General features: G+C 56.8%; 24 protein-coding genes. 14 read left to right on the top strand and 10 right to left on the bottom strand.

Going from position 1 to position 21,831, the window contains the following annotated elements; all coding sequences use genetic code 11:
• Positions 1-16: 16 nt before the first annotated feature.
• The 3 genes from D4A39_RS01325 to D4A39_RS01315 all read left to right on the top strand — a co-directional run bounded on the left by D4A39_RS01325 (position 17) and on the right by D4A39_RS01315 (position 2,745).
• A complete protein-coding gene (locus D4A39_RS01325) occupies positions 17-1,009 on the top strand; it encodes a GlxA family transcriptional regulator (protein WP_022984422.1) in 993 nt (330 codons plus the stop codon).
• Positions 1,010-1,142: 133 nt separating this feature from the next.
• Entirely contained in the window at positions 1,143-1,841 is a 699-nt protein-coding gene (locus D4A39_RS01320; RefSeq protein ID WP_022984421.1) for a response regulator transcription factor, read from the top strand.
• Between the two features lie 70 nt (positions 1,842-1,911).
• Complete coding sequence (locus D4A39_RS01315) at positions 1,912-2,745, top strand: GAF domain-containing protein (RefSeq protein WP_326929257.1); 834 nt, start codon at positions 1,912-1,914, stop codon at positions 2,743-2,745.
• Between the two features lie 9 nt (positions 2,746-2,754).
• On the opposite strand, the gene D4A39_RS01310 is transcribed toward D4A39_RS01315, so the two are convergent.
• The 4 genes from D4A39_RS01310 to D4A39_RS01295 are packed head-to-tail and all read right to left on the bottom strand — an operon-like array spanning position 2,755 to position 6,393.
• A complete protein-coding gene (locus D4A39_RS01310) occupies positions 2,755-4,017 on the bottom strand; it encodes a sensor histidine kinase (RefSeq protein ID WP_022984419.1) in 1,263 nt (420 codons plus the stop codon).
• A gap of 30 nt (positions 4,018-4,047) precedes the next feature.
• On the bottom strand, positions 4,048-5,052 hold the full coding sequence (locus D4A39_RS01305; protein WP_199699412.1) for an SAM-dependent methyltransferase: 1,005 nt from the start codon (positions 5,050-5,052) through the stop codon (positions 4,048-4,050).
• Entirely contained in the window at positions 5,049-5,819 is a 771-nt protein-coding gene (locus D4A39_RS01300; protein ID WP_022984417.1) for a DUF1295 domain-containing protein, read from the bottom strand. The genes D4A39_RS01305 and D4A39_RS01300 overlap by 4 nt, the downstream gene beginning before the upstream one ends.
• Complete coding sequence (locus tag D4A39_RS01295) at positions 5,809-6,393, bottom strand: DUF2878 domain-containing protein (RefSeq protein ID WP_119917360.1); 585 nt, start codon at positions 6,391-6,393, stop codon at positions 5,809-5,811. Before D4A39_RS01295 ends, D4A39_RS01300 begins: the two co-directional genes overlap by 11 nt.
• A gap of 84 nt (positions 6,394-6,477) precedes the next feature.
• Here D4A39_RS01295 and D4A39_RS01290 point away from each other — a divergent pair, with 84 nt between their 5' ends.
• From D4A39_RS01290 to D4A39_RS01275, 4 genes are all read left to right on the top strand, one after another.
• Positions 6,478-7,053, top strand: coding sequence for a nuclear transport factor 2 family protein (locus D4A39_RS01290; RefSeq protein WP_022984415.1), 576 nt, complete (start codon positions 6,478-6,480; stop codon positions 7,051-7,053).
• Positions 7,023-7,550 (top strand): chalcone isomerase family protein, encoded by a 528-nt coding sequence (locus D4A39_RS01285; protein WP_081703599.1) that lies wholly within the window; start codon positions 7,023-7,025, stop codon positions 7,548-7,550. Before D4A39_RS01290 ends, D4A39_RS01285 begins: the two co-directional genes overlap by 31 nt.
• A gap of 74 nt (positions 7,551-7,624) precedes the next feature.
• Positions 7,625-8,419, top strand: coding sequence for a GGDEF domain-containing protein (locus tag D4A39_RS01280; protein ID WP_119917359.1), 795 nt, complete (start codon positions 7,625-7,627; stop codon positions 8,417-8,419).
• Between the two features lie 196 nt (positions 8,420-8,615).
• Positions 8,616-9,773 carry an OmpA family protein gene (locus D4A39_RS01275; RefSeq protein WP_022984412.1) on the top strand — a complete coding sequence of 386 codons (1,158 nt, stop codon included), beginning with the start codon at positions 8,616-8,618 and terminating at the stop codon, positions 9,771-9,773.
• 150 nt (positions 9,774-9,923) lie between these two features.
• Here D4A39_RS01275 and tadA read toward each other — a convergent pair whose 3' ends face one another.
• Entirely contained in the window at positions 9,924-10,388 is a 465-nt protein-coding gene (tadA, locus tag D4A39_RS01270) for a tRNA adenosine(34) deaminase TadA (RefSeq protein WP_022984411.1), read from the bottom strand.
• 91 nt (positions 10,389-10,479) lie between these two features.
• On the opposite strand from tadA, the gene purT reads away from it, so the two are divergent.
• Both purT and D4A39_RS01260 read left to right on the top strand, forming a co-directional pair.
• Positions 10,480-11,661, top strand: coding sequence for a formate-dependent phosphoribosylglycinamide formyltransferase (purT, locus tag D4A39_RS01265; protein ID WP_022984410.1), 1,182 nt, complete (start codon positions 10,480-10,482; stop codon positions 11,659-11,661).
• Between the two features lie 15 nt (positions 11,662-11,676).
• Positions 11,677-12,084: an NINE protein gene (locus tag D4A39_RS01260; protein ID WP_022984409.1), complete on the top strand. Its 408-nt coding sequence runs from the start codon at positions 11,677-11,679 to the stop codon at positions 12,082-12,084.
• A 154-nt stretch (positions 12,085-12,238) separates the two neighbouring features.
• Here D4A39_RS01260 and D4A39_RS01255 read toward each other — a convergent pair whose 3' ends face one another.
• Positions 12,239-12,622, bottom strand: coding sequence for a DoxX family protein (locus D4A39_RS01255; protein WP_022984408.1), 384 nt, complete (start codon positions 12,620-12,622; stop codon positions 12,239-12,241).
• Positions 12,623-12,708: 86 nt separating this feature from the next.
• On the opposite strand from D4A39_RS01255, the gene D4A39_RS01250 reads away from it, so the two are divergent.
• Positions 12,709-13,722 (top strand): zinc-binding dehydrogenase, encoded by a 1,014-nt coding sequence (locus D4A39_RS01250; RefSeq protein ID WP_022984407.1) that lies wholly within the window; start codon positions 12,709-12,711, stop codon positions 13,720-13,722.
• Between the two features lie 20 nt (positions 13,723-13,742).
• On the opposite strand, the gene D4A39_RS01245 is transcribed toward D4A39_RS01250, so the two are convergent.
• Positions 13,743-14,075 (bottom strand): thioredoxin family protein, encoded by a 333-nt coding sequence (locus tag D4A39_RS01245; protein ID WP_022984406.1) that lies wholly within the window; start codon positions 14,073-14,075, stop codon positions 13,743-13,745.
• 47 nt (positions 14,076-14,122) lie between these two features.
• Here D4A39_RS01245 and D4A39_RS01240 point away from each other — a divergent pair, with 47 nt between their 5' ends.
• Entirely contained in the window at positions 14,123-14,908 is a 786-nt protein-coding gene (locus D4A39_RS01240) for a crotonase/enoyl-CoA hydratase family protein (protein WP_022984405.1), read from the top strand.
• A 159-nt stretch (positions 14,909-15,067) separates the two neighbouring features.
• On the opposite strand, the gene D4A39_RS01235 is transcribed toward D4A39_RS01240, so the two are convergent.
• Together D4A39_RS01235 and D4A39_RS01230 are read right to left on the bottom strand one after the other, a co-directional pair.
• Positions 15,068-16,438, bottom strand: a complete 1,371-nt coding sequence (locus D4A39_RS01235) for a DegQ family serine endoprotease (protein WP_022984404.1) — start codon at positions 16,436-16,438, stop codon at positions 15,068-15,070.
• 137 nt (positions 16,439-16,575) lie between these two features.
• Positions 16,576-17,250 (bottom strand): class I SAM-dependent methyltransferase, encoded by a 675-nt coding sequence (locus tag D4A39_RS01230; protein ID WP_022984403.1) that lies wholly within the window; start codon positions 17,248-17,250, stop codon positions 16,576-16,578.
• A 54-nt stretch (positions 17,251-17,304) separates the two neighbouring features.
• Here D4A39_RS01230 and D4A39_RS01225 point away from each other — a divergent pair, with 54 nt between their 5' ends.
• On the top strand, positions 17,305-19,194 hold the full coding sequence (locus tag D4A39_RS01225) for a hypothetical protein (RefSeq protein ID WP_022984402.1): 1,890 nt from the start codon (positions 17,305-17,307) through the stop codon (positions 19,192-19,194).
• On the opposite strand, the gene trmH is transcribed toward D4A39_RS01225, so the two are convergent.
• The gene (gene trmH / locus D4A39_RS01220; protein ID WP_022984401.1) at positions 19,166-19,849 is read right to left on the bottom strand and encodes a tRNA (guanosine(18)-2'-O)-methyltransferase TrmH; all 684 of its coding nucleotides are present in this window, start codon (positions 19,847-19,849) and stop codon (positions 19,166-19,168) included. The genes D4A39_RS01225 and trmH overlap by 29 nt on opposite strands.
• Positions 19,850-20,047: 198 nt before the next feature.
• On the opposite strand from trmH, the gene D4A39_RS01215 reads away from it, so the two are divergent.
• Both D4A39_RS01215 and D4A39_RS17730 read left to right on the top strand, forming a co-directional pair.
• Entirely contained in the window at positions 20,048-21,256 is a 1,209-nt protein-coding gene (locus tag D4A39_RS01215) for a CaiB/BaiF CoA transferase family protein (RefSeq protein WP_022984400.1), read from the top strand.
• A 387-nt stretch (positions 21,257-21,643) separates the two neighbouring features.
• The gene (locus tag D4A39_RS17730) at positions 21,644-21,817 is read left to right on the top strand and encodes a hypothetical protein (protein WP_158586907.1); all 174 of its coding nucleotides are present in this window, start codon (positions 21,644-21,646) and stop codon (positions 21,815-21,817) included.
• The last annotated feature ends 14 nt before the right edge of the window (positions 21,818-21,831 follow it).

Below are 21,831 nucleotides of genomic sequence, written 5' to 3'. Positions count from 1 at the left end.
GGTGGAACACGACAGAATGTATCAAGTCGCCGTTTTGGCCTTCGATGGCGTTTTTGCCTCTGCACTCACCGGAGTGGTGGATCTCTTTACCCTTACCGGGGTGACCTGGAACCGTATCCATGGACAGCCTCTGGACCAGCAATTCCAGGTGCGAATCGTCTCCAAGGATGGTAATCCCGTGCGCTGTACGCCCTCCATCCGCATGGCCGTTGACGCCTCTATTGATCAAATCGACAAAGTGGATCTGGTGGTAATTCCGACCATTGGTGCCCCAATTGAACAGGTGCTGGAGCAACAGCGGGACGTTCTGCCATGGCTCAGGCGTATTCATTCAGCGGGGGCAGACCTGGCCAGCAATTGCACAGGTGCTTTTCTTCTGGCCGAAGCGGGCCTGCTGGATAACTGCACAGCCACCACCCATTGGGGGTTCAGTCAGCAATTCCGGCAACGCTATCCGCAAGTCAAACTCAATGAGCGCGAACTGATCACCCGCGAGGGAAATATTTTCTGTGCTGGTGGGGGGACCGCCTGGCGAGATCTGACCATTCTGCTGGTAGAACGCTATTGTGGGCCGGATCTGGCCAGGGAACTGTCCAGAGCCTTCGTGATTGATGTGCGTAACGACCTGCAGAGTGTGTATGCCGGGCTTCCCGCTCATTCCTATCATCAGGACGAGCAAGTGCAGACCGTGCAGGCCTGGATTCATGAACACTTCCGGGATCCCACCTCACTCGGTGAATTGGCAGAGAAGGTGCACCTGAGCCCCAGACAATTGCAGCGCCGCTTCACCAACACCCTGGGGGAGCCCCCATTACAATACTTGCAGCGAGTACGCATTGAAGCCGCAAGAAAAATGCTCGAGCGCGGCACCAATAATCTAACCCAGCTGGCTGAGTTGGTGGGCTATCAAGACGTCAGCAGTTTTTCCAGATTGTTCAAACGTCACACAGGGTTGTCACCCAGCCACTATCGACAACGTTTTGCCCGCACTGGCAGCCTGACAGATTAGGGAAATTCTGAAAGTCATTCGTCTGTCAGTTATTGAGCTTGGTGGAAGATAGATGGACACTCATCCTATTGGATCATTGACGTGGCATTGACGTCTGACGCCGCACCATTGGAAGGTGATAAAGGAGAGCATAATGGAAAACTTGTCTATCTTGCTGGTGGAAGACCATCGCCAACTTGCGCAGACCGTACTTGAGTTCCTGGAGCAGCAGGGTGCAACGGTCGACTATGCAGGCGACACTCGTCTTGCCCGGGAGCTGGTACAGCAACACCATTATGATCTCATGTTGCTTGATGTCATGCTCCCAGGCGAAAGTGGCTTCCAGTTTTGCGAGGCTCTTCGTAAAGAGCTGTCGCAAGACCTCCCCGTTATTTTTATGACTGCCAGAGACCACCTTGACGATAAACTCGAAGGTTTCAACAAAGGCGGCGACGACTACATTGTAAAACCTTTTGCACTTCCTGAATTGGCAGCCAGGGTCACAGCTCAGATCCGCCGCCAGCGTAAGGAAGTCACCGCGAACACCCTGCAGGTGGAAGATCTACAGTTAGACCCGGCAAGACAGGAAGCCCGCCGGGATGGCAAACTGCTGAAATTATCTCCCACCGCGTTCCGGATACTGCGCATCCTGATGCGCGAATCCCCACGGGTTGTCAGCCGGGAGCAACTTGAGCGAGAGCTGTGGGGCGACCTGGTTCCGGATTCTGACGCGCTGAGAAGCCATTTGTATAATCTGCGAAAAGCGATGGACAAACCTTTCTCCCAGCCTCTGCTCAACACCTTACCGGGGGTGGGTTTCAGCATCCACGGAGCTGCCGAGCAACACCACTGATCGATCTTGCCCTTGATTCAGCGCCCTGTGGACACTCACAATAGGCGGAAAAACTTTCCGCCTTAATCTTGTGAACGACTCAACACTCTTACCTCACTACAATTCATTTGAGAAGCTGCTGGACGCCCATTTGGCGCAACTCCAGCAACGCTTCGGCATGTCCATGTGGATGATCACCCGCCTTCGGGGTGACGATTTGCTCATCTTGCGTGTGCAGGACAAGGCCTATGGGATGTGCCAGGGACATAGGCTGGAATGGCAAACCAGCTACTGTGTACAGATGGTAGAACTGGGAAATGCAAGAATTGTTGCCGATACCGCCATTAATCAGGCGTATCACACGGCTCCAATCAACGCCACGCTGGACATTGGCGCCTATATTGGTTTCCCACTACGGGATACCCAGGGTAATTTGTTCGGCACCCTGTGTGCGCTGGACCCCCACGCCCAACCCGAGTCACTTCTCGATGCATTGCCCGCACTTGAGCATGAAGCCGCATTGATCAGCCACTTGCTCAACACAGCCGTACGCGATGCCAGGCAACAACGACTGACGACCTTTATCGAACACCCAGATCGCTGCGACATTACCGGATTGCCGGGCCCCAAAGGCTGGGAGGACATCCTTAAACAGGAGATCGGTAACGCCAGAGATCTTGGTATGGAGTCTTCTGTCCTCCACCTGCACGGGCCGGAAGAGGCTGACAGCGAGATTATCGCCGATTCACTGGCGGCACTGCTTCGCGAGCACGACAGTGTCGCCCATTTAGGCAACAATCGTTTTGCGGTTCTGTTGGCTGATACTGATCAAGCGAACGCCCAGCGAGCTGCAGATCGTATTCGTGATGCATTAAATGCAAAACAATTACTGGTACGCCTGCAGTACACCTCCCTCTTCAGCTGAGGGGCGAATTCAATTGAACGCCACACGCACCTGTGTGCCCTTGCCCGGTGCACTCGCGACCATGATTTTCCAGTCATAACGCTCACAAAGACGCTGAACAATTGCCAAACCCAGACCGTGACCGCCTTCGGCACTGTTTCCACGCTCAAACGGTTTAAGCATACGCTCAAGATCCTGTTGATCCATGCCCACACCGGAGTCCACTACCTGCACTGCGCCCTCAAGAACAATAATGTCTACCGCACCAGAGCCACTGTAATTAATGGCATTACGCACCAGATTGGTTAACACAATCGCCAAGGCTGGCTCTGGGCAATCGACTGATGTCAGGGACTTTTGTCTCACTTGCAGCCGTATCTGCTTCCGTTCCGCCAGAGGAGACAAGCGCTCCATCAAATTGACCGCCATATCGTTGACAATGACCGGCTCAGCGGTCTGATCAACGTGCTCTGTACGCGCCAGCATCAAAAGGGTTTCGAGCGTAGCCTCCATGTCTTCAACGGTGTCCGACATGCGGCTGATCACCGGACGCTCCCCCACCTGGCTCTGAAGCAATTCAAGGTTAGCGCGGAATACGGCAAGAGGGGTGCGAAGCTCGTGGCTGGCATCGCGTGTAAATTGCCGCTCACGTTCGACAAAGGTCACCAGACGGTCGGCATAAGCCTCCAGCGCAGAAACCAGCACCGCAACCTCGCTGTCATTGTCTGCCTGGATATCGGCAAGATCCAGTCTTGCTCCACTCGGGGTATCGACAGGAGTATGGCGAAGACGTTCTGCCAACTGCACCAGGGGTGACAGCAGGTCCCGGGACTTCTTCCAACCGAGGAAAGAGGTGATATAAATCACCAGTAACACACCGGTTAGCGGCAGGATACCGAACAAAAACGCAAGCACCGATACCCGCTGCTCGTCAAAAACCAGGTAGAGCCGTGCCTCCCCTCGGCTTTCGATATAAACGATAGGCTTTTCCCCTGCCAGGTCCACACGCTGATAGCCGTCTGGCAAGACTGAGAGAATATCCGGGACAGAATCGTTAACCGAGCGACTGGTCAGCAAACCTAACAAATGACGGGTATTGGGCCGTGGCTGCTCGGGGTTTTGTTCCAATAACCCCCAGTAATGATCCGCCTCCTTGATCAGTGCCTGCTTGACCAGCACATGCTCAATAATATTGGCTGTGGCCCAAACACCCATCACCGTCGCCAAACTGATCAGCAGCAGCTGAACCAGATACACACGGGTAAGGCGATGCTGTACACCTGAACGCTTCATGCAGATTTCACTGCCAAATCCGGATAACTGTTATTGCGGCCTCGAAAACCGGTAGTGGGCCACAAACCATTCTTCGCCACTACGATAGTTAAAGAGTTCTGCGCATGCCATGAAAAACATTCTCCAGCGCTGCAACCATACTTTACCTTCCCCCGGGCCGTAGCATTCGTCCAGCAGGGCAACAAGGTTATCTTGTCGCTGATCGGCCAGGGTTAACCATCCTTCGAGGGTCTTGGCGTAATGCTGGCCATTAACACGCCACCGGTCTTCCAGCGCCAGATCGCCTGCGCATTCAGGCAGCCAATCCCAGCCCGGCATCATTCCCCCGGTGAAAAAATACCTGCTCATCCAGTCTTGCTCACCCCGGTCTTCAAACAGATACGTGAGTTCCCGGTGACAAAAAACATGCACAAAGAGTTTGCCGCCAGGGCGTAGCCAGCCCTGAATTCGAGAAAACAAGGTCGCATGGTTGCGCATATGCTCGAACATCTCGACCGAAACCACACGATCGAACTCTCTTTCCGGTGAAAACGTAGCCACATCCGCAGTGATTACGTTGAGGTTTGCCAGCCCCCTTTCCTCAGCTCGCGCCAGGATAAAGGCCCGTTGCGAAGCAGAGTTGGAAACCGCAGTGATATTGCTTTCAGGGTAATGCTCTGCCATCCACAATGTCAGAGAGCCCCAGCCGCAGCCCAGTTCCAGAATCTGCTGGCCCGACCCAAGCTGTGCTCGCTCGCAGGTAAGAGCGAGCATCGCTGCTTCCGCATCGGCAAGGTCGGTACAATCCTCTGGCCAGAAGCCACTGGAATATTTTAGATGTGGGCCCAGTACTTGCTGATAAAACCGGGCATCCACTTCATAATGCTGCTCATTTGCAGCATCTTGTTCCACCGCCACTGGCGCCGCTCTGAGGACACGTGTGTTGCCCTCCTGCTGACGCTGCTCCTGTTGCAAACGCCGAGCGAGCAACCGGCGAATGCCATAACGGACCAACCCGTCCGGAAGCCAGCCGGACTCTGCCATTTGTATCATCATGATCTTGGTCTCCAGGGAAAAAAGGCACTGGTGGTGCGTTGATATTTGCGGTAGTCATCGCCACGAGACTTGAGGGCCTGCTTTTCGGTGTACGGAATCCCTGTGACAAACCACAGGAACGCCAGCATGGCGATCGGCAATAGCCAGAGAAAGCCGAAAAGGGCTGCTCCCGTTGCGACCAACGGATAACTACACCAATGCAGCCATTCGAAGAAATAGTTGGGGTGGCGAGAATAACGCCACAGCCCTTCACGGCAGGTTTTCCCCCGGCTATCCGAACGAGCCTTGAAACGCTTCAATTGCGCATCGGCCACAGACTCCCCGAATATCGCTCCCATTCCTATCAACAGCCCTGTTATCACCAGCAACGGCTCGGCGTTCTGCTGGTCACCGATAACGCTGAACGGGAGCGAAAACACCCAGGCAAGTAGCCCTTGGCCAAGGTAAAACAAAAAAAATACCGGCTGGGTGCGACTCCCGAGAGCCTGGCGCATTGCCGCGTAACGGCCATCCTCTTCAGGGTCATTGCGAACACGTTGAAAAATATGGCTGCCAAGGCGCAAAGCCCATGTCAGCAATAGCACACCTGCCACGGCTCGGGGCAGTGGAGAGCCATCACCGACGAGCAAGTAAAGCATGCCAGTGAGCCCGGTACCCCAGGACCAAAAAACATCAACCCAGCCGGCATTCCCGGACCTTAACTGCTGCGCCCACAACAAGACCGCAACGGCAAGCAAAACCACCAGCATCACAGCTTCAACGCCCATGAATACCTCCTTTGGATTGTTGACGTACGCGGATTGCCTGAGCGCTCAACACCCGGTCTGACAAAACCACCATAACAGGGACAAGCGCCGCCCAAACAATCCCGTACACAATCAACAGGGTGCTCAGCCCTCGAGGCGCCTGGGCAGCACCGATATGAATTCCGGCCATCATCGAAAAAGCACCACCAGCGCCGCCGACCAAGGCCGCCAACCACAACTTGCCCCGCAACCATCCCAATGAGTAATACAGGGTCACAGCAAATCCCGCCCACAAGGCCCATATCCCACCCGGGGCGGCCGCACTGTGCGGCCAGTGGCGGTAGTCCAAAACATGACTCAACAGCAACATGGGCTCAAGCATCAGGCAAACAAGCCAGCCCACAAGTATCATGGCCAAATCCCGGGTAAGCACCTGCCTGTCGGGACGGCCAGCTGCCCATTGCAATAACAGCATCAGCGCAAGAAAGGGCCAGCCGAGGTACCACACCCCTTTGGCTCCACCCCAGACCACAGCAGCCCAAAGTAATTGGAAACCAATGAAGTTGGCGATGTTGGCACGCGCGGTAATGGACATCAGCTAAGCATCCCACTGACCTCGTCAAGACACTGTGAACCACTCTTCACGGCTATCTCACTGGTCTGAGGCGATCCTAGGGGTATGAAAGCATTAATTGTCACTCTTATCGCCGCAAGTGCGGCACTGGCTGGCTGCCATGGCAGCCCCAAAGGGCCCTACGGCTACACAGAGAGCTACCGGACAGTTGAAAAGTCCGTACCGGGCGTTGCGGGCTGCCACAACGACTCTGTTGACCGGTTTTTGCTGCTGTTTTCCCCTCTCGATGCGAAATACATCGATCAAAACATTGATTCAGTTTACGCGGACCCTCTGTATTTCAACGACACCCTGGTAACACTGAAAGGCCGCGATGCACTCCGCGAGCATTTGATCAAGACAGCCGAAAGGCTCGACCAGATGTCTCTTGAAGTACTGCAGCTCATCTGCAGCGAAAACAGCAGCGATGTGTTTGTTCTGTGGCAAATGGATGCTCAATTCACCCTTTTTAACAAGCCGAGACTGTCCAGCACCATTGGCATCAGTCAGCTTCGCGTTGATGAGAACGGACTGATTCAGTTCCATCAGGACTTCTGGGACAGCAGCCAGGGATTGGATCAACACCTTCCACTTTTAGGACCTGCGACACGATGGCTAAGACACCATTCCCCCGACGATTGAAAGGCGCCCCCCCCCTGGCACTCATCCTCGGGTTGATGTCACAGGCTAGCGCTCAAACTGCATGGCAAGAATGTTCCCGTGCCGACGTGAAAGCCCTCAAGGTATTCACCGTTGGAGAGGCATCCCTGTCACGAATGAATTGCGATGACACAGACCCGCTTAGCCCTCCTCTGAAGCTTGAATTTGCCTATTTTCGAGAGGTCCCGGGAGACGCATTCGCCAAAGCGGCCTTGCATTTTCTCGAGAAAAATCTGCCCCAAAACCGGTTCGATACCCTCAAACCCCGTTTTGCCTCCTTCAATAGCCACTACCAAAACGTCGATGATGGGGATACCTATACCCTTGTCTGGATGGAGCAGGACTTTGAGTTACGACTCAACAACACCCCTCTAGCGAAAGAGCAGGGAGCGGATTTTGCCCGTGACTACCTGAAAATCTGGTTCGGACAGGCCCCCTATTCCAAAGCGATGAAAGCGGAATTGCTGGGAGAACCCTAACCCCTATTGCGCCATGTGCAGGCAACCCGGATACTGGCTCAAAAAAGCGTATCATTTGAGGGGATTGCGCAATCATGGCAAAGCTGTTCCAGGTAGTCGCGGGTTCATCTCGGCTGTCTACTCGTACTGATCGTCTCGCTGCCCTCAAGGGCACGGCTGCCATGACCTTGGTTTCCATTGTTGTCTCCCTGATGCTCACCAGCATTGCCATCATGCTGGTAGGTGAACGCGACTGGTTGTCCGGTATGGTGCTGGCCACAGCCCTGCCACTGCTACTGCTTGCCCCACCTCTCTACCTCTTCAGCACCCGCTTGATCGCATTGGACAGACAGAACCGGCAACTGCAACAACAGGCCAGAGAAGATCACCTGACCGGTCTTTTCAATCGCCCACATCTGCTTGGCATGCTGGAAAGGGAGCTTGCTCTGAGTCACCGCCATAACTACACGGTGTCGGTACTATTAATCGAGATCAGTGACTTCTCCAATCTGCTGGATGAGCATGGCCGGCGAACCGGAGAACTTTCCCTTCAGCGTTTTGCCAACGCCATTCGTGAAAAAATCCGGGAAAGCGACCTTTTCGGGCGTTTTGACGGAGCCCAGTTCCTGCTAGTGCTGCCTCATACCAGCTTTGAAGACGCTGCCCGCATGGGCGAAGGGTTGCGTGCCCTGACCGCAAATCTGCAAGTGCCCTCCGGAGCGGCCGAGGCAACCGCTCAAATGGTCAAACTCAACGCCAAGATCGGCACGGCCAGCACAGAAAACAGTGGCCGTAATCTCAACACATTATTAAACGAAGCCGACTATGCGCTGTACCAGAACCGAAATGAGGGCCGGGACAAAGGCGCGCCCCCCCCGTCAGCGACCTAGCCCCCAATACTTTTTACTTACTTTAAAATCGCACTTTCTAACCAAATTTATCCCTAACCTGCTTTATCCGGTTACTTTATTGCCATCTTTGTAAATTTTTTTATTAATCTTTCCTTGCAGGATTTACTTAAGCGTTTGACTGGCAAAGACTTATCAGGTGTTTGCACTGCCAATTGCATAATCAAGGAAGGAGCTTATGAGCGCTAAACGTTTTCTGGCCGCCAGTATTGCTTGCGCATCTGTTGCCGCCGCCCCCGTGGTAATCGCTGAGGACATGCCCGAGCGTTACTTCTACTTCGGTGGCCACATCAGTGAAAACTGGGTGGACATCGGTGACCACTACGACTCCAACACCTCAGAGAGCGAAGTGACCTTGCCCGGGGCTCAACTGGGCTACCGCTTCAATCGTGACTGGTCTTTCCAGGGTTGGTGGGAGCGCAATAACTCCAACACCGAAGTCTTTGGCGATACCGATATCAACATCGCCCACGGTGCCTTCCGTAAACACTTTTACGGCAGCTCCGCTTTTGAACCCTACGTTGGTATTGGTGCAGGTGAGTTCCGCAGCGAACCCACCAGCAGCAGCTCTGACGATTATTCCGAGACCATCGGTACCCTCGAAGCGGGCTTCCAGACCCTGCTCCATCCCAACTTCCTGCTTGATGTCGGTGCGCGCCCTTACTATGCATTCGACAGCGAACGTTGGGACGCAGAAATCTATGCCGGCCTGAACTTCCTGATCGGTGCCAGCCGCGCCGAGAAAGAAGAGCCCGCACCGGTTGAAAATGTTGTTACTGACAGTGACGGTGATGGTGTGCCCGATGATCGTGATCAGTGTGCCAGCACACCTGCCGGCGCTCAGGTCGATGCTACCGGTTGCGAACTGGACGATGACGGTGACGGCGTCGTAAACAGCATGGACCAGTGCCCTGATACCCCAGCCGGTGCTCTGGTTGACGAAAAAGGTTGTCAGCAGTACCTGGATAAGGACGTCAAGAAAACACTGTATGTCGAGTTCGGTCTGGACAAGGCTGAAGTGCGCCAGACTTCCTACTCCGACCTGGAATTGCTGGCTGATGAAATGACCCAGTATCCTTCTGCCCAGCTGGTTCTGGAAGGCCATACGGACAGCACTGGTGCGGCGAGCTACAACAAAAAGCTCTCCAAGCAGCGCGCGGATGCAGTGAAGAAAGTGCTCGTAGAAAGCTACAGCATTGATGAATCCCGTATCTCCACTGTTGGCTACGGCGAAGAGAAACCCATCGCCGACAACAACACCAGCGAAGGTCGTGCCCAGAACCGTCGGGTTGAGACCATCCTGAAGGCCACTACCCAGGAAGCCCAGTTCCAGTAAGGCATCCTTCGGGTACTAAAAAGGGTCGGCTATGCCGACCCTTTTTTATTGGACCCGTCCGGAATAACGTTGACGCATTCCCGTCCTGACTTGGCAAACCTTTATCAGGAAGCAACCGCTCCTGCAGGGCTGACGTTGCAATTGAGCACGCTAGCCTGCGTTTTTCTTTCCTCGCCGCTGGGCAAAAAACTGCTTCAACATAACCGCGCTTTCTTCCTTCAACAGCCCTCCCTCCACAACCATCCTGTGGTTATAGAATTCCACTGTTGGCAAATGCAGCTGGCTTTCACAAACGCCTGCACGTGGTTCACTGGCCGCGTAGACAAGCCGTGCGACACGGGCGTGGACCATGGCACCGAAGCACATGGTGCAGGGCTCCAGCGTGACATAAAGGGTGCTTCCCGGCAGGCGGTAGTTTTGTTCAGCGGTCGCTGCCGCCCGCAGGGCCATGATTTCTGCATGCGCGGTCGGGTCATGGCCTGCGATAGGTTGATTGTACCCTTCACCCAACACGATGCCTTCACGCACTAGCACCGCCCCGACCGGTACTTCCCCCGCTGCGGCAGCCTGCCCTGCCAGCACCAACGCCCTTTCCATCCAGCGGTTATCGTCCACCTGACTCTCTCCTGCCTACGCTCATGAGTAGCACCTGCGGTTCAATTCGTTACAATCAGCCCAACACTGTATGCCCTGACAAGAGAATCCTATGACCACCATCGGCACGCCTAACACCGACACTGCCACCCGCATCATGCTACTGGGCTCCGGCGAACTGGGTCGCGAAGTGGCCATTGAGCTGATCCGCTATGGCTGTGAAGTGATCGCCGTGGATCGCTACGCCAATGCCCCTGCCATGCAGGTAGCTCACCGCAGCCATGTTATCAATATGCTTGACGGCCAAGCCCTGCGCCAACTGGTTGAGCAGGAAAAACCGGCCCTGATCGTACCTGAGATCGAAGCCATTGCCACCGATGAACTGGTCAAGCTGGAGCAGGAAGGCGTCACGGTTGTACCCACTGCCCAGGCAGCGCAACTGACCATGAACCGTGAGGGGATCCGCCGTCTGGCAGCAGAGGAACTGGGCCTGCCCACCTCCCCCTATCATTTTGCCGACACCCTGGAAGACTACCGCAAGGCGGTTGAGGATATCGGGCTTCCGTGTGTGGTCAAGCCTGTAATGAGCTCCTCTGGCAAAGGCCAGAGCACCGTGAAAAGGGAGTCCGATATTCAGGCCGCATGGGACTATGCCCAGTCGGGAGGCCGCGCAGGCGAAGGGCGGGTGATCGTTGAAGGCTTTGTGGACTTCGATTACGAAATCACGCTACTGACGGTTCGCCATCGTGATGGCACCACCTACTGCGCCCCCATTGGGCATCGTCAGGAAAATGGCGATTACCAGGAATCCTGGCAACCGCAGCCCATGAGTGATGCGGCCTTGGCCGCCTCCCAGCAAGTGGCCGGCGCCATTACCGAAGCCCTGGGCGGCATGGGCATCTTCGGCGTGGAGCTGTTTATCAAGGGTGATCAGGTCTACTTCAGCGAAGTGTCGCCCCGCCCCCATGACACCGGCCTGGTCACCCTGCTGTCCCAGAATCTGTCGGAGTTTGCCCTGCACGCCCGCGCCATTCTTGGCTTGCCCGTCGCCAATATCAACCAACGCAGCCCCGCTGCCTCCTCTGTGTTACTGGTACATGGGGACTCTGAACAGATGCGTTACAGCGGACTTGAAAAAGCCCTGGCGCAACCCGACACAGAAGTGCGACTGTTCAGCAAACCCGAGGTCCATGGCAGTCGCCGTTTAGGGGTGGCAGTAGCACTCGGCGACGATATCGAACAGGCCCGTGACAAGGCCAACGCGGCCATCGCCGCCCTGAATGTGGAATTGTGAATCGAGGATCAGCGCATGCAAAACACGCTTAATACAGACACCCACAGCAAGGTCATCGGCTACCTGTTGTGGATCTTTGGTTTTATGGGTGCCCACCGTTTCTACTACGGTCGGCAGATCACTGGCACTATCTGGTTCTTCACGCTCGGGTTGTTCTTCATTGGCTGGATCATCGACCTGTTCCTGATTCCCGGCATGGATGAGGCCGCCGACACACGCTATGAAGCGGGCAGCATCGATTACAACATTACCTGGATCCTGCTCACCTTTCTGGGCGTCTTCGGCATTCACCGCTTCTATATGGGGAAGGTGATTACCGGTATCATCTACCTGCTGACCGTCGGTTTGTTCGGACTCGGGATTCTCTACGATTTTCTCACCCTTAACGGCCAGATCACGGAGAAAAATCGCCTGCGCGGCTAAAGGGGATTCCCCACAGGGCGTGGGAGGTCTTGCAAACGAAGTCTTGCTCCCCATTCCACAGTGAGCCTCCCCGGCTTTCTGCATGTTGCACCGGCATGAAAAAGGCCGCGCTCAGCCAGAGCGCGGCCTTTTCGTTTTTTCGTAACCCGAAGCATCAATTCTTCACCGCATATTTCCCTGCTCCAAGGAAGAAAATCGCAACCGCGGTAAACAGGAAGAACCCTTGCAGCTCCAGTGCCCAGCCGCCGGTCTGGGTAAGCGAAAACAACTCCCCCATGTGCACCAGCACAATGGCCACCAGCATATTGCCGGCAATCAGCACTGCGCCCACACGGGTATGAAAGCCGAGCAGTACCATCAACGGAGCAATCAACTCTCCCACGAAAACACCATAAGCGAGAAAGCCTGGCAGGTTATGGGAGGCCAGTTCACCGGCAATCCACCCCACCCCGGAGTGCAATTTGTTAATGCCATGCAAGAGCATCAGCAGCCCCAACGTGAGGCGCAGCACCAGCTTGCCGATATCCGGATTATTCATGTTTTTTCCTTCATTGAATGCCTGTACCCCAACGTTAGCAGTACGATGTGCAATTCACCATTTCCAATCATGCAAGAGGCTGCACCATGCCATCGGTCCAACACTGGAAAACCCCAAAGGCAGGCAACCTGGCCACACTGGCTCTACAGGAGAGCACCCTCCCGCCACGGTCCAAAGGGAAAGTCCGGGTAACGGTTAAAGCCGTGGGCCTGAATTTCGCTGATATTTTCGCGCTCACCGGGCTCTATTCCGCCACCCCGGAAGGTAGCTTTGTTCCGGGTCTGGAATTTTCCGGGGTTGTAGAGAGCGTGGAGGACTCTGGCGCTTTCCAGCCCGGAGACCGGGTAATGGGCCTCACCCGCTTCGGGGGCTACAGCAGTGTAATCGACAGCGAACCAGAGTATCTGATACCCCTGCCCGCAGACTGGGACTTTTCCCAGGGTGCAGCCTGGCCGGTACAGACACTCACGGCCTGGTACGCCCTCACTCATCTGGGCGCCATCGACAAAGGCCACAGAGTGCTGGTTCACAGCGCCGCAGGGGGCGTTGGCTTGCAGGCCATGAAGTTGTGCAAGGCGCTGGGAGCAACCCCCATCGGCACCGTGGGAAACACAGAAAAAGCCCACTGGTTAGTTTCACAGGGCTTCGAACAAGTACTGGTTCGCGATACAGATTTTATGAAACAGCTTTCCGGGCTGTCTGAACCCCTGGACCTGGTGCTGGATGCCATTGGCGGAAAGGTACAGCAAGCCAGCTTTGCCGCATTGGCACCCATGGGCAGACTGGTCGTGTTTGGTGCCGCAGAATTCACTCCTACTGGCCATCGTCCCAACTATCTCAAAGCAGCCTGGCGTTATCTACGCCGCCCCCGCTATGACGTGATGGACATGATCAGCAGTAACCGGTCAGTGCTGGCCTTCAACCTCATCTGGCTATGGGAGCAAAAAACGCGACTGCAGGGATTACTGCAAGAACTGACAGCAGTGGAGATTGCCCCCCCCCATGTCGGTCACTCACTGCCCTTTGAAGAGGCACATCAGGCTCTCGCCCTGCTGCAATCCGGCAAGACCTGCGGCAAAGTCGTACTGACACTGCCGTAACGCTGTGTTGTGCGAGCCCCTTATTGCCGACCCGCGGCCAGCGGGGCCAGCAACGCCTGCAGCGCAGCCCGGTCAGGGCGGACAACGCGGCCGATTTCTTCACCATTCTCCAGCAGAATCAGCGTCGGCCATAACCGGACCCGAAAACTTCGCCCCAACGGCCTGCCGGGCCCGTCTTCCACCTTGAGGTGTTCACCGTCCTCAATTAGCCCCACACAGGCCTCGATTTCCGGCTGAGCAGCAATACAGTAACCGCACCAATTGGTCCCGAATTCCAGTAAGCGTATTCCCTCGTGGGTGTCTACCTGTCCCCGCTCAAGGGTTTCCGGCGCGTAGGTCGATTGATAGTGCATACAGGCTCCACTAACGTGAACATTCATCTTCCGCACAGGATAACAATATGTCAGGGCCTCCCGTACTCATTGAACACATCGACAACGTCTGTGTGATTACCCTTAACCGCCCCGCCCAGCGTAACGCTGTCGACCGCCCTACCGCTGACGCCATGCGAAAAGCGTTTGAAGACTTCGACAACAATCCGGCACTGCACGTGGCGATCCTGACCGGCGCTGGGGGGAATTTTTGTGCAGGTGCAGATCTGTCGGCACTGGGCGACCCGCAACGCCGCAATGAAATCGATGCACAGGGTAGCGGCCCAGGCCCCATGGGCCCTACCCGGCTGGCCATGAGCAAACCGGTTGTCGCCGCGGTTAGCGGTTATGCCGTTGCCGGGGGGCTGGAACTGGCAGTGTGGTGCGACATGCGGGTCATGGAAAGGAGTGCGATCTTCGGGGTGTTCTGTCGCCGTTGGGGCGTGCCACTGATCGACGGCGGCACAGTGCGACTTCCCCGTCTGATCGGACAAAGCCATGCCATGGACATGATCCTGACGGGACGGCCGGTCGGGGCCGAAGAGGCTCTGGCCATGGGCCTGGCCAACCGCGTCGTCGACGACGGTCAGGCCCTCACTGCAGCCATGACACTGGCGAAACAGATCGCGACCTTTCCCCAGGCCTGCTTGCGTGCAGACAGGCTTTCGGCCCTGCAACAATGGGAGCACCCCGTGGCCGAGGCCTTGCGTCTGGAAGGTAAAGGGGGATACCCGGTGGTGTTCGAGGAAGCCCTTCAAGGTGCAGAGCGTTTCCGTCAGGGTGAGGGACGCCACGGCCACTTTGAGCATGAGTGAGCCTGATTCCGGCGAACTGCTCAGCAGTCCACCCGATCTTCCACCCTCCCTCAACAGGAAAGGCATAAAAAACGCCCCGGTTTCGCTGAAACGGGGCGTTTTCTTCAGACGGTCAAATCCGGTAGCCCCCGCATCCGCAGGAGCCTCCCGCCAGTGTAATCAACGAACCACCACAAAGAAGATCCCGCCATTACGATTGACTCGCAGTAACAGGGTTGCATCCTTGTCTTCCACTGCCGAACGCAACTCTTTCATATCGACCACGTCCTTGCGGTTGGCGTTGATAATCACATCGCCCTGACGCAGACCGGCACGCCAGGCGGGAGAAGCGCGCTCCACCGCATCCACCAGCACACCGCTTTCAGCATGCTGCAGCTCACCCTTGCGCAGGTCACGCAGGCTGGCACCTTCCAGGAAACGGGAAACCGCCTCACCACCGGCGGTTTCACGATTGGATTCACTGATGGTGGCAGTGACATCCTTCTTCTTGCCGTCGCGCAGGATGCTCAGGGTCACCTTCTCGCCAACTGGCGCCATCCCGACCTTGTTACGCAAATCAGCAGCCCGATTCACTGGACGGCCATCCACTGCGGTTACCACATCACCGCTCTTCAAGCCGGCTTTCTCCGCTGCACTGTCTTCCACGACCTGGGTAATCACCACGCCACGCTGGCGATCAACGCCAAAGGCTTCTGCCAGCTCCGGGGTAAGATCCTGGATCGTCACGCCCAGCATGCCGCGACGCACTTCACCGTGTTCAATCAGCTGGTGCATGACGTTTTCCGCCATTTCGGTAGGAATGGCAAAACCAATACCCACGTTCCCACCCGCCGGCGCCAGGATGGCGGTGTTGATGCCAACCAGTTCACCACGCAGATTCACCAGGGCACCGCCGGAATTCCCCGGATTAATCGAGGCATCGGTCTGGATAAAGCTCTCATACCCTTCGATACCCAACCCGGTACGTCCCAGTGCTGAGACGATGCCGCTGGTCACGGTCTGGCCAAGCCCGAACGGGTTGCCGATAGCGACCACAAAATCCCCCACCCGCAGGCCGGTAGAATCGGCGATGGCGATCTGCGTCAGCCCATCCGCCTCTTCCAGTTTCAGAACCGCCAGGTCCACTTCTTCATCCGTACCCACCAGCTCGGCAGACAACTCACGGCCATCAGTGAGGGTCACTTCGATGGTGTCCGCATTCTTGACCACGTGAGCATTAGTCAGAATGTAGCCATTTTCTGCATCGACAATCACACCCGAGCCGGCACTGGCCGCCCGGCGTTCGCGCTGCTGCTCGGGCATGTTGAAGAAGCGGCGAAAGAAAGGATCATCCATCAACGGGTTCCGGGCGGCGCGCACCCGGGTTTCGATGGCAATGTTAACGACCGCTGGCGACGTCTTTTCCAGCATGGGCGCCAGTGACGGCAAGGCATCGCCTTCCCCTGTTACCGACGGCAGCGCCGCCTGAACGGGTGAAAAAGCCACACACAGCGCCAGCATCAGCCAGACCAGTGGCTGGACGGTTTGCATTTTCTTGGACAATGTCTGTTCCTCCTGATGATTCAAGGAAAACCGGAATTCGGGATGAGTTCCCTGTTACCCCCTACAGCGGGCGTAGTGGCAGCCCGAAGCTGATAGCGCCCGCCAAACTGTGTGACCAGAATTTCTTATTCCGGTTCCGAAGCGAACAACCTTACCCCGTTGTACTCACTGGACTCCCCCAGATCCGGCCAGGTACAGGACTGCCACTGTCCCAATAGCCGGTACCCCCGCGGATTCAAATCCGGCACACGGGAGTCCGCCAGCAACACCCTGCCCGCGGCCTGAAAACGCGCCAGTAACGGCAGGTTTTCCCGGTCGTAGAGAATATCAGCTGCCGTCACCAGATCCGCCTCGGCCAAAGCACTGTCCAGATCCTGGCTGAGCATCACCTCCACGTCATTTTCCAGCGCATTGACCCGGGTGGCGGTGAGGGCATCCGCATCCAGATCGCAGGCAATCACCTTGCGAGCCCCCGCCATGGCCGCGGCAATGGCCACCACCCCGGATCCCGGGCCCACATCGACGACACAACGGCCCTTGACCCATTGCGGATGCGCCATCAGGTACTCTGCCAGTACCTGCCCTGACGCCCAGCAAAACGACCAGTACGGAGGCTCTTCCATGATCCGGTTAACGATCTCCGGCTCCAGCGCCTGTTCAGGAAACAGCTCATCCAGCAGCCAGAGACGCAATTGGGGCGTATTGGGCAACGACTGGCTGCGCAGGCTTACCGCAGGCAATACGCGGTGGAGACACTGGTGCAGGGCGTCGAGGCCTACTCTTTTTTCATTCTCTGTCATACCCTATGCCCTAATTCACTTATGCCCATCCAAAACGTCGAAGAGAATAACAAAATGATCGGCAGACAGGCATGGATCGGACTCATTGCCCTGTTCTTTACACTCCCCAGCCCCTCACAGGCCAGGGAGATCTGGACAGACGGTGTACCCGATGCCTACTTCCAGCACTTCCTTGATTTCTACAAGGCTGACCCCAGTGCACTCGGGCGCTGGGTCAACAGTATGTCCAAAATCTCTACTGCCCAGCTGGACGCCACCCTGGAGGCACTGGACACCACGCAATTCACCTATCTTTACCCAATGGAAATCAAGGGGTTTGAGCTCTCCTCCCATAACGGTATCGCCGTTGATGAACTGTCTCTGATGGCTGTTCGCGAAGGCAAGCTGATCCCGATCCCTTTCCAGATTGACGAATATGACAAAACCGGCCTGATCTGGATTGAGGGCGAGAACGACAACCCGCCAGAGGGCAAGCCCGGCATTTTTGATGATTTCGACGAGCTCGCCTTCATGTTCCGCGACGGCGGCTGGGAACGCTATAACCCGGAACAACATCCGCTTGAGCAAGGCACCCTGCTCGAGGAAATCCGCCTTGACTCACCACGCAACCAGCCCCGCTATATTTATCTGGTGCGCAACAACCCTGAACGTTCCAGGGCGGACTATGTTCAGGTGGACCTCGAGAAAGGCGAGATCAGCAGCACTCTGATGAAACTGAACTACGACCCCGAGGATTTCACCCAGATTGAGTCCATGGCACCCAGGCTTGGTCCCCATGCCAACAAGAATGTTTTCGACAATATCTACGTCAACATCAGCACTGGCATTCTTAACCAGAAACTGCGCGTGGATCTGGATACCCGCAAGAACATCAAGGCCATCCCCATCGCGGTTAAAGACGGCGCGGTGCGCGCCTCACTGCTGGTCAAAGCCCGCATCTGGTATGCCTATCTGCCGACCTTTTTCAGCCAGAAATTCCAGATCGATTTTTACGAGCAATCGGTGACCATTCCTTCCCGCTTCGCCATCGGGAGCGTAAAAGTCCTCAAGTTTTTCCTGCTCTTTCTGCGCGAACCGCGGATCCATTTTGCCATCGATTTCCACAATCTGGATGGTGCCCGGCTGAGTTTCGACCAAGTCTATGGCGACGGCCAATACGGGCTTGTGGATGGCAAGATGAGTGCCTTTGAGACCACCATGAACGCCACCCGGCTCCCCGGCGACTGGCTGCATATGGACTCGAATCAGGGCTGGGAAATGTTCTTCAGCAACCATATGCCAGTGGTCCCCAACGGGCTGTTCGATGCCTTCCTCAACGGCGTCACGATGAACATGTTTTATGAGGACGATACCGAAAGCACGACCGACTACGAACGCTATCCCGGTGCAACGCCGCGACTGGGATTCCAGAGTGAAGGGCTGCCACGCACCGTCATTGATCTGCTTGGCGCAATCCCCAAGCTGGATTACATGAACATGGACAGCCTGGGAGAAGCCATACAGGCACTGGCCGAGGCAGAAGAAAAGGGCGCGTTTGAGAAATACGATAAAATCGTCAATGCGCGCATCCGTGAGCTTAACGAAGAAGGCCGCTTCACCACGGTGGCTGCCGTTGCCGATGGCTTCGTGGCCGACCTGGACCGAATGAACTTCTCTGGCATTCCCAGGGACACCTTCAACGGCCTGGTGCGTCAATCCATTCTCGATAGCACCATCGCTCCCGACCAGATCCACCATGGCAAGGTCCTGCAGCGCATGGTGGCACTGGCCAACCAGCAGGGCATCGACATCACCCGCCTACGCTACGCCACCATGGACAACACGTTGTGGTTCCCGGCCTGGGTCGGGGAAGGTGGCGCCAGCGATTTTCACTGGCAAGTCAGCCATGCTCCCAGCGCCAAACCATTGGGCGCCGTCAGGGCTCCTTCCGCAACAGCGCCGTAAGCGCGGCGCTGTCCTTCACCTGTCCGTCTTCATCCAGTTCCGGGTAAGGCACCCCTTCTGCATCGCACAACCGGGCGATCTTCGGGTGCCCCCAGCGAAACAACAACGCGTTGTAGCGCGCCTCATCTACCCTGGGGCTGTCATAAAACCCCTTGGCTCGGCGCTGTTCGCAGGCTTCGGACAGGATAATCGCCGCCGCCACACTCACATTGAACGATTCCACCATCCCCATCATCGGGATGATGACATGCTGATCCACGGCCGCGGCCGCTTCATCGCTGACACCAAACTTCTCGGTGCCCAGTAACAGGGCCGTAGGGCGAGTGAAATCCACCTGGCGGTAGGGAATGGCGGTGTCGGAAAGGTGCGCGGCAAGCACCTGAACCCCCTCACCCTGCAGCTCACGAATGACGCTGGTGCTTTCGTCCCGCTTGTGAACCTTCACCCAGCGCTGGGAGCCCATAGCCGTTCCCGCCGCCATGCGCGCCCGGTTGTTGGGCAAAATCGCGTGGACATCCATGATTCCTACCGCATCACAGGTACGCACAATGGCGGCAATATTATGGGGTTTGTGCACCCCATCCATGATCACGGTCAGGTCAGGCTGACGGCGATCCAGGGTGTCACAGATGCGGCGATAACGTTCCGGAGTCATGGTTTTTCCTCGTAGCAGGCCGCGGATTGTATAGGCCCGGGCCCGGATGGCAAAACTTAAGCCCTCCTCCCGCCCCCAACCTGACGACAAACACCCGGCGCCGGTCATTTTCGCCACTGCCACTGCACGTCCCAATCCGCTAGGCTTGAGAGCCTTTTAACAGCCTGTTAACCACACCCTGGCCCCCACGGAGAGACCATGACCCACACCGCACCCCGCCGCCTGCCCCTGGAAGGAGTCCGTGTTGTTGAGCTGGGCCAACTGCTGGCTGGCCCTTTCACTGGCACCTTACTGGCCTACTTCGGTGCCGATGTGGTCAAGGTCGAACCGCCTGGGGGCGATCCCATTCGTGGCTGGCGCAAACTCGATGACGATGGCACCTCCTTCTGGTGGCGAAGCCTGGGCCGCAACAAGAAATCGGTGACCCTGGATCTCAAGACCGACCAAGGCAAGGCGCTGGTGCGCAAGATGATGACCAAGGCGGATGTGGTGATCGAGAACTTCCGCCCGGGGACCATGGAAAACTGGGGGCTGGGCCCGGACAGCTTCAGTGAAGACAACCCCGGCCTGGTCTACACCCGCATCTCCGGCTATGGGCAGACCGGGCCTTACGCCAGCAAACCTGGCTATGCGTCAGTCTGTGAAGGCATTGGCGGCATGCGCTATGTGAACGGCTTCCCCGGAGAGCGCCCGGTACGCCCCAATCTCTCGCTGGGCGATACCATTGCCGCCTTGCACGCCGCACTCGGCATCCTTCTGGCCCTGTTCGAACGTCAGGCCAGCGACAAGGGGCAGGTCGTGGATGTGGCCCTGTACGAATCCGTGTTCAACCTGCTGGAAGGGGTGATCCCGGAATTCGACGGCGCCGGCGTGATTCGTGAGCCCTCCGGCTCCACCGTGACCGGCATTGTCCCCACCAATACCTACCGCTGTGCAGACCGCAAATTTGTGGTCATCGGCGGCAATGGTGACTCCATTTTCAAACGACTGATGGTCGCCGCCGGACGCCCCGACATGGCAGAAAACCCGGACATGGCCACCAATGCAGGCCGGGTCGAGAACGAGGCCGCCATTGATGACGCCCTGGACAGCTGGTGCCGTAGCCTGCCCAGCGATGACATCCTCTCGATTCTGGAAGACGCCCGTGTCCCCTCAGGCCCCATCTATTCGGTGGCCGACATGATGCAGGACCCGCACTTCCAGGCCCGAGGCCTGTTTCAGCAGGTCGAAATCAACGGCAAGCCCCTCAAGATTCCTGCGATCACGCCACGACTCGTCGAGACCCCCGGGGAAACCCGCTGGCCTGGCGGTGACGTGGGCAGCCATAACCAGCAGATCCTGCAGGAGGAGCTGGGGCTGAGCGCCGAGGAATTCGCCCAGCTTCAACAGGACGGCATTATTGGCTGACCCGAGACCTGCTCCCCTCGCCGGCCAGCGTCCGCTTGTCTGGTCAGCAAGTCAGAACATTGACCGTCAAGTTCGGCAGGCGTTACAACAAGGGAGCCTCTGAATGACTCCTTGCATGCTCAGTCTTTCAGGCTGATTCACAATCTAGGCGCACTTTTGAAGGCATGCTGGTTGCCTGTCGAGAAAGTGCAACAACGAGTGTGGATCAGCCTGAAAGACCCGGAGGGCGAGGCCTGGAGCGCCCATCTGCTGCGCCTTGCCTCTAGGAAAGGGAACCACCCTGACCATCGAGACAAGACACAACAGCTGCACGCTCCAGGTCGCGCTGAGTACGCAAGGAGTCATTCAGAGGCTCCCAAGGTATCGCCACGATGACGAGGCACTGACATGCACACAATAATGGGGATAACGGTGGGGCTGGTCGCACTGTGCCTGCTGGCTGCCGGGCTCTACTACCACGCCAGGCGGAACGCATTGCAGTCCGACCCGATTCTCATCGGCAGTTGTTATCTTGGCGGCGCCGGGCTACTGCTCGGCAACTGGCTGGTACCCATGCTGTAAAGCCTGTCATGCGG

The organism is Alcanivorax profundi (genome assembly GCF_003597125.1).
Lineage (GTDB): Bacteria > Pseudomonadota > Gammaproteobacteria > Pseudomonadales > Alcanivoracaceae > Alcanivorax > Alcanivorax profundi.
Note: the sequence above shows the minus strand (reverse complement) of the source record. Positions and strands in the feature narration are given on the sequence as shown.

Bases quoted from the DNA above. Each gene is read 5' to 3' on its own strand.
- D4A39_RS01325 (WP_022984422.1), top strand. From the start codon at position 17: ATGTATCAAGTCGCCGTTTTGGCCTTCGATGGCGTTTTTGCCTCTGCA.
- D4A39_RS01320 (WP_022984421.1), top strand. From the start codon at position 1,143: ATGGAAAACTTGTCTATCTTGCTGGTGGAAGACCATCGCCAACTTGCG.
- D4A39_RS01310 (WP_022984419.1), bottom strand. From the start codon at position 4,017: ATGAAGCGTTCAGGTGTACAGCATCGCCTTACCCGTGTGTATCTGGTT.
- D4A39_RS01305 (WP_199699412.1), bottom strand. From the start codon at position 5,052: ATGATGATACAAATGGCAGAGTCCGGCTGGCTTCCGGACGGGTTGGTC.
- D4A39_RS01300 (WP_022984417.1), bottom strand. From the start codon at position 5,819: ATGGGCGTTGAAGCTGTGATGCTGGTGGTTTTGCTTGCCGTTGCGGTC.
- D4A39_RS01295 (WP_119917360.1), bottom strand. From the start codon at position 6,393: ATGTCCATTACCGCGCGTGCCAACATCGCCAACTTCATTGGTTTCCAA.
- D4A39_RS01290 (WP_022984415.1), top strand. From the start codon at position 6,478: ATGAAAGCATTAATTGTCACTCTTATCGCCGCAAGTGCGGCACTGGCT.
- D4A39_RS01285 (WP_081703599.1), top strand. From the start codon at position 7,023: ATGGCTAAGACACCATTCCCCCGACGATTGAAAGGCGCCCCCCCCCTG.
- D4A39_RS01280 (WP_119917359.1), top strand. From the start codon at position 7,625: ATGGCAAAGCTGTTCCAGGTAGTCGCGGGTTCATCTCGGCTGTCTACT.
- D4A39_RS01275 (WP_022984412.1), top strand. From the start codon at position 8,616: ATGAGCGCTAAACGTTTTCTGGCCGCCAGTATTGCTTGCGCATCTGTT.
- purT (WP_022984410.1), top strand. From the start codon at position 10,480: ATGACCACCATCGGCACGCCTAACACCGACACTGCCACCCGCATCATG.
- D4A39_RS01260 (WP_022984409.1), top strand. From the start codon at position 11,677: ATGCAAAACACGCTTAATACAGACACCCACAGCAAGGTCATCGGCTAC.
- D4A39_RS01255 (WP_022984408.1), bottom strand. From the start codon at position 12,622: ATGAATAATCCGGATATCGGCAAGCTGGTGCTGCGCCTCACGTTGGGG.
- D4A39_RS01250 (WP_022984407.1), top strand. From the start codon at position 12,709: ATGCCATCGGTCCAACACTGGAAAACCCCAAAGGCAGGCAACCTGGCC.
- D4A39_RS01245 (WP_022984406.1), bottom strand. From the start codon at position 14,075: ATGCACTATCAATCGACCTACGCGCCGGAAACCCTTGAGCGGGGACAG.
- D4A39_RS01240 (WP_022984405.1), top strand. From the start codon at position 14,123: ATGTCAGGGCCTCCCGTACTCATTGAACACATCGACAACGTCTGTGTG.
- D4A39_RS01235 (WP_022984404.1), bottom strand. From the start codon at position 16,438: ATGCAAACCGTCCAGCCACTGGTCTGGCTGATGCTGGCGCTGTGTGTG.
- D4A39_RS01230 (WP_022984403.1), bottom strand. From the start codon at position 17,250: ATGACAGAGAATGAAAAAAGAGTAGGCCTCGACGCCCTGCACCAGTGT.
- D4A39_RS01225 (WP_022984402.1), top strand. From the start codon at position 17,305: ATGATCGGCAGACAGGCATGGATCGGACTCATTGCCCTGTTCTTTACA.
- trmH (WP_022984401.1), bottom strand. From the start codon at position 19,849: ATGACTCCGGAACGTTATCGCCGCATCTGTGACACCCTGGATCGCCGT.
- D4A39_RS01215 (WP_022984400.1), top strand. From the start codon at position 20,048: ATGACCCACACCGCACCCCGCCGCCTGCCCCTGGAAGGAGTCCGTGTT.
- D4A39_RS17730 (WP_158586907.1), top strand. From the start codon at position 21,644: ATGCACACAATAATGGGGATAACGGTGGGGCTGGTCGCACTGTGCCTG.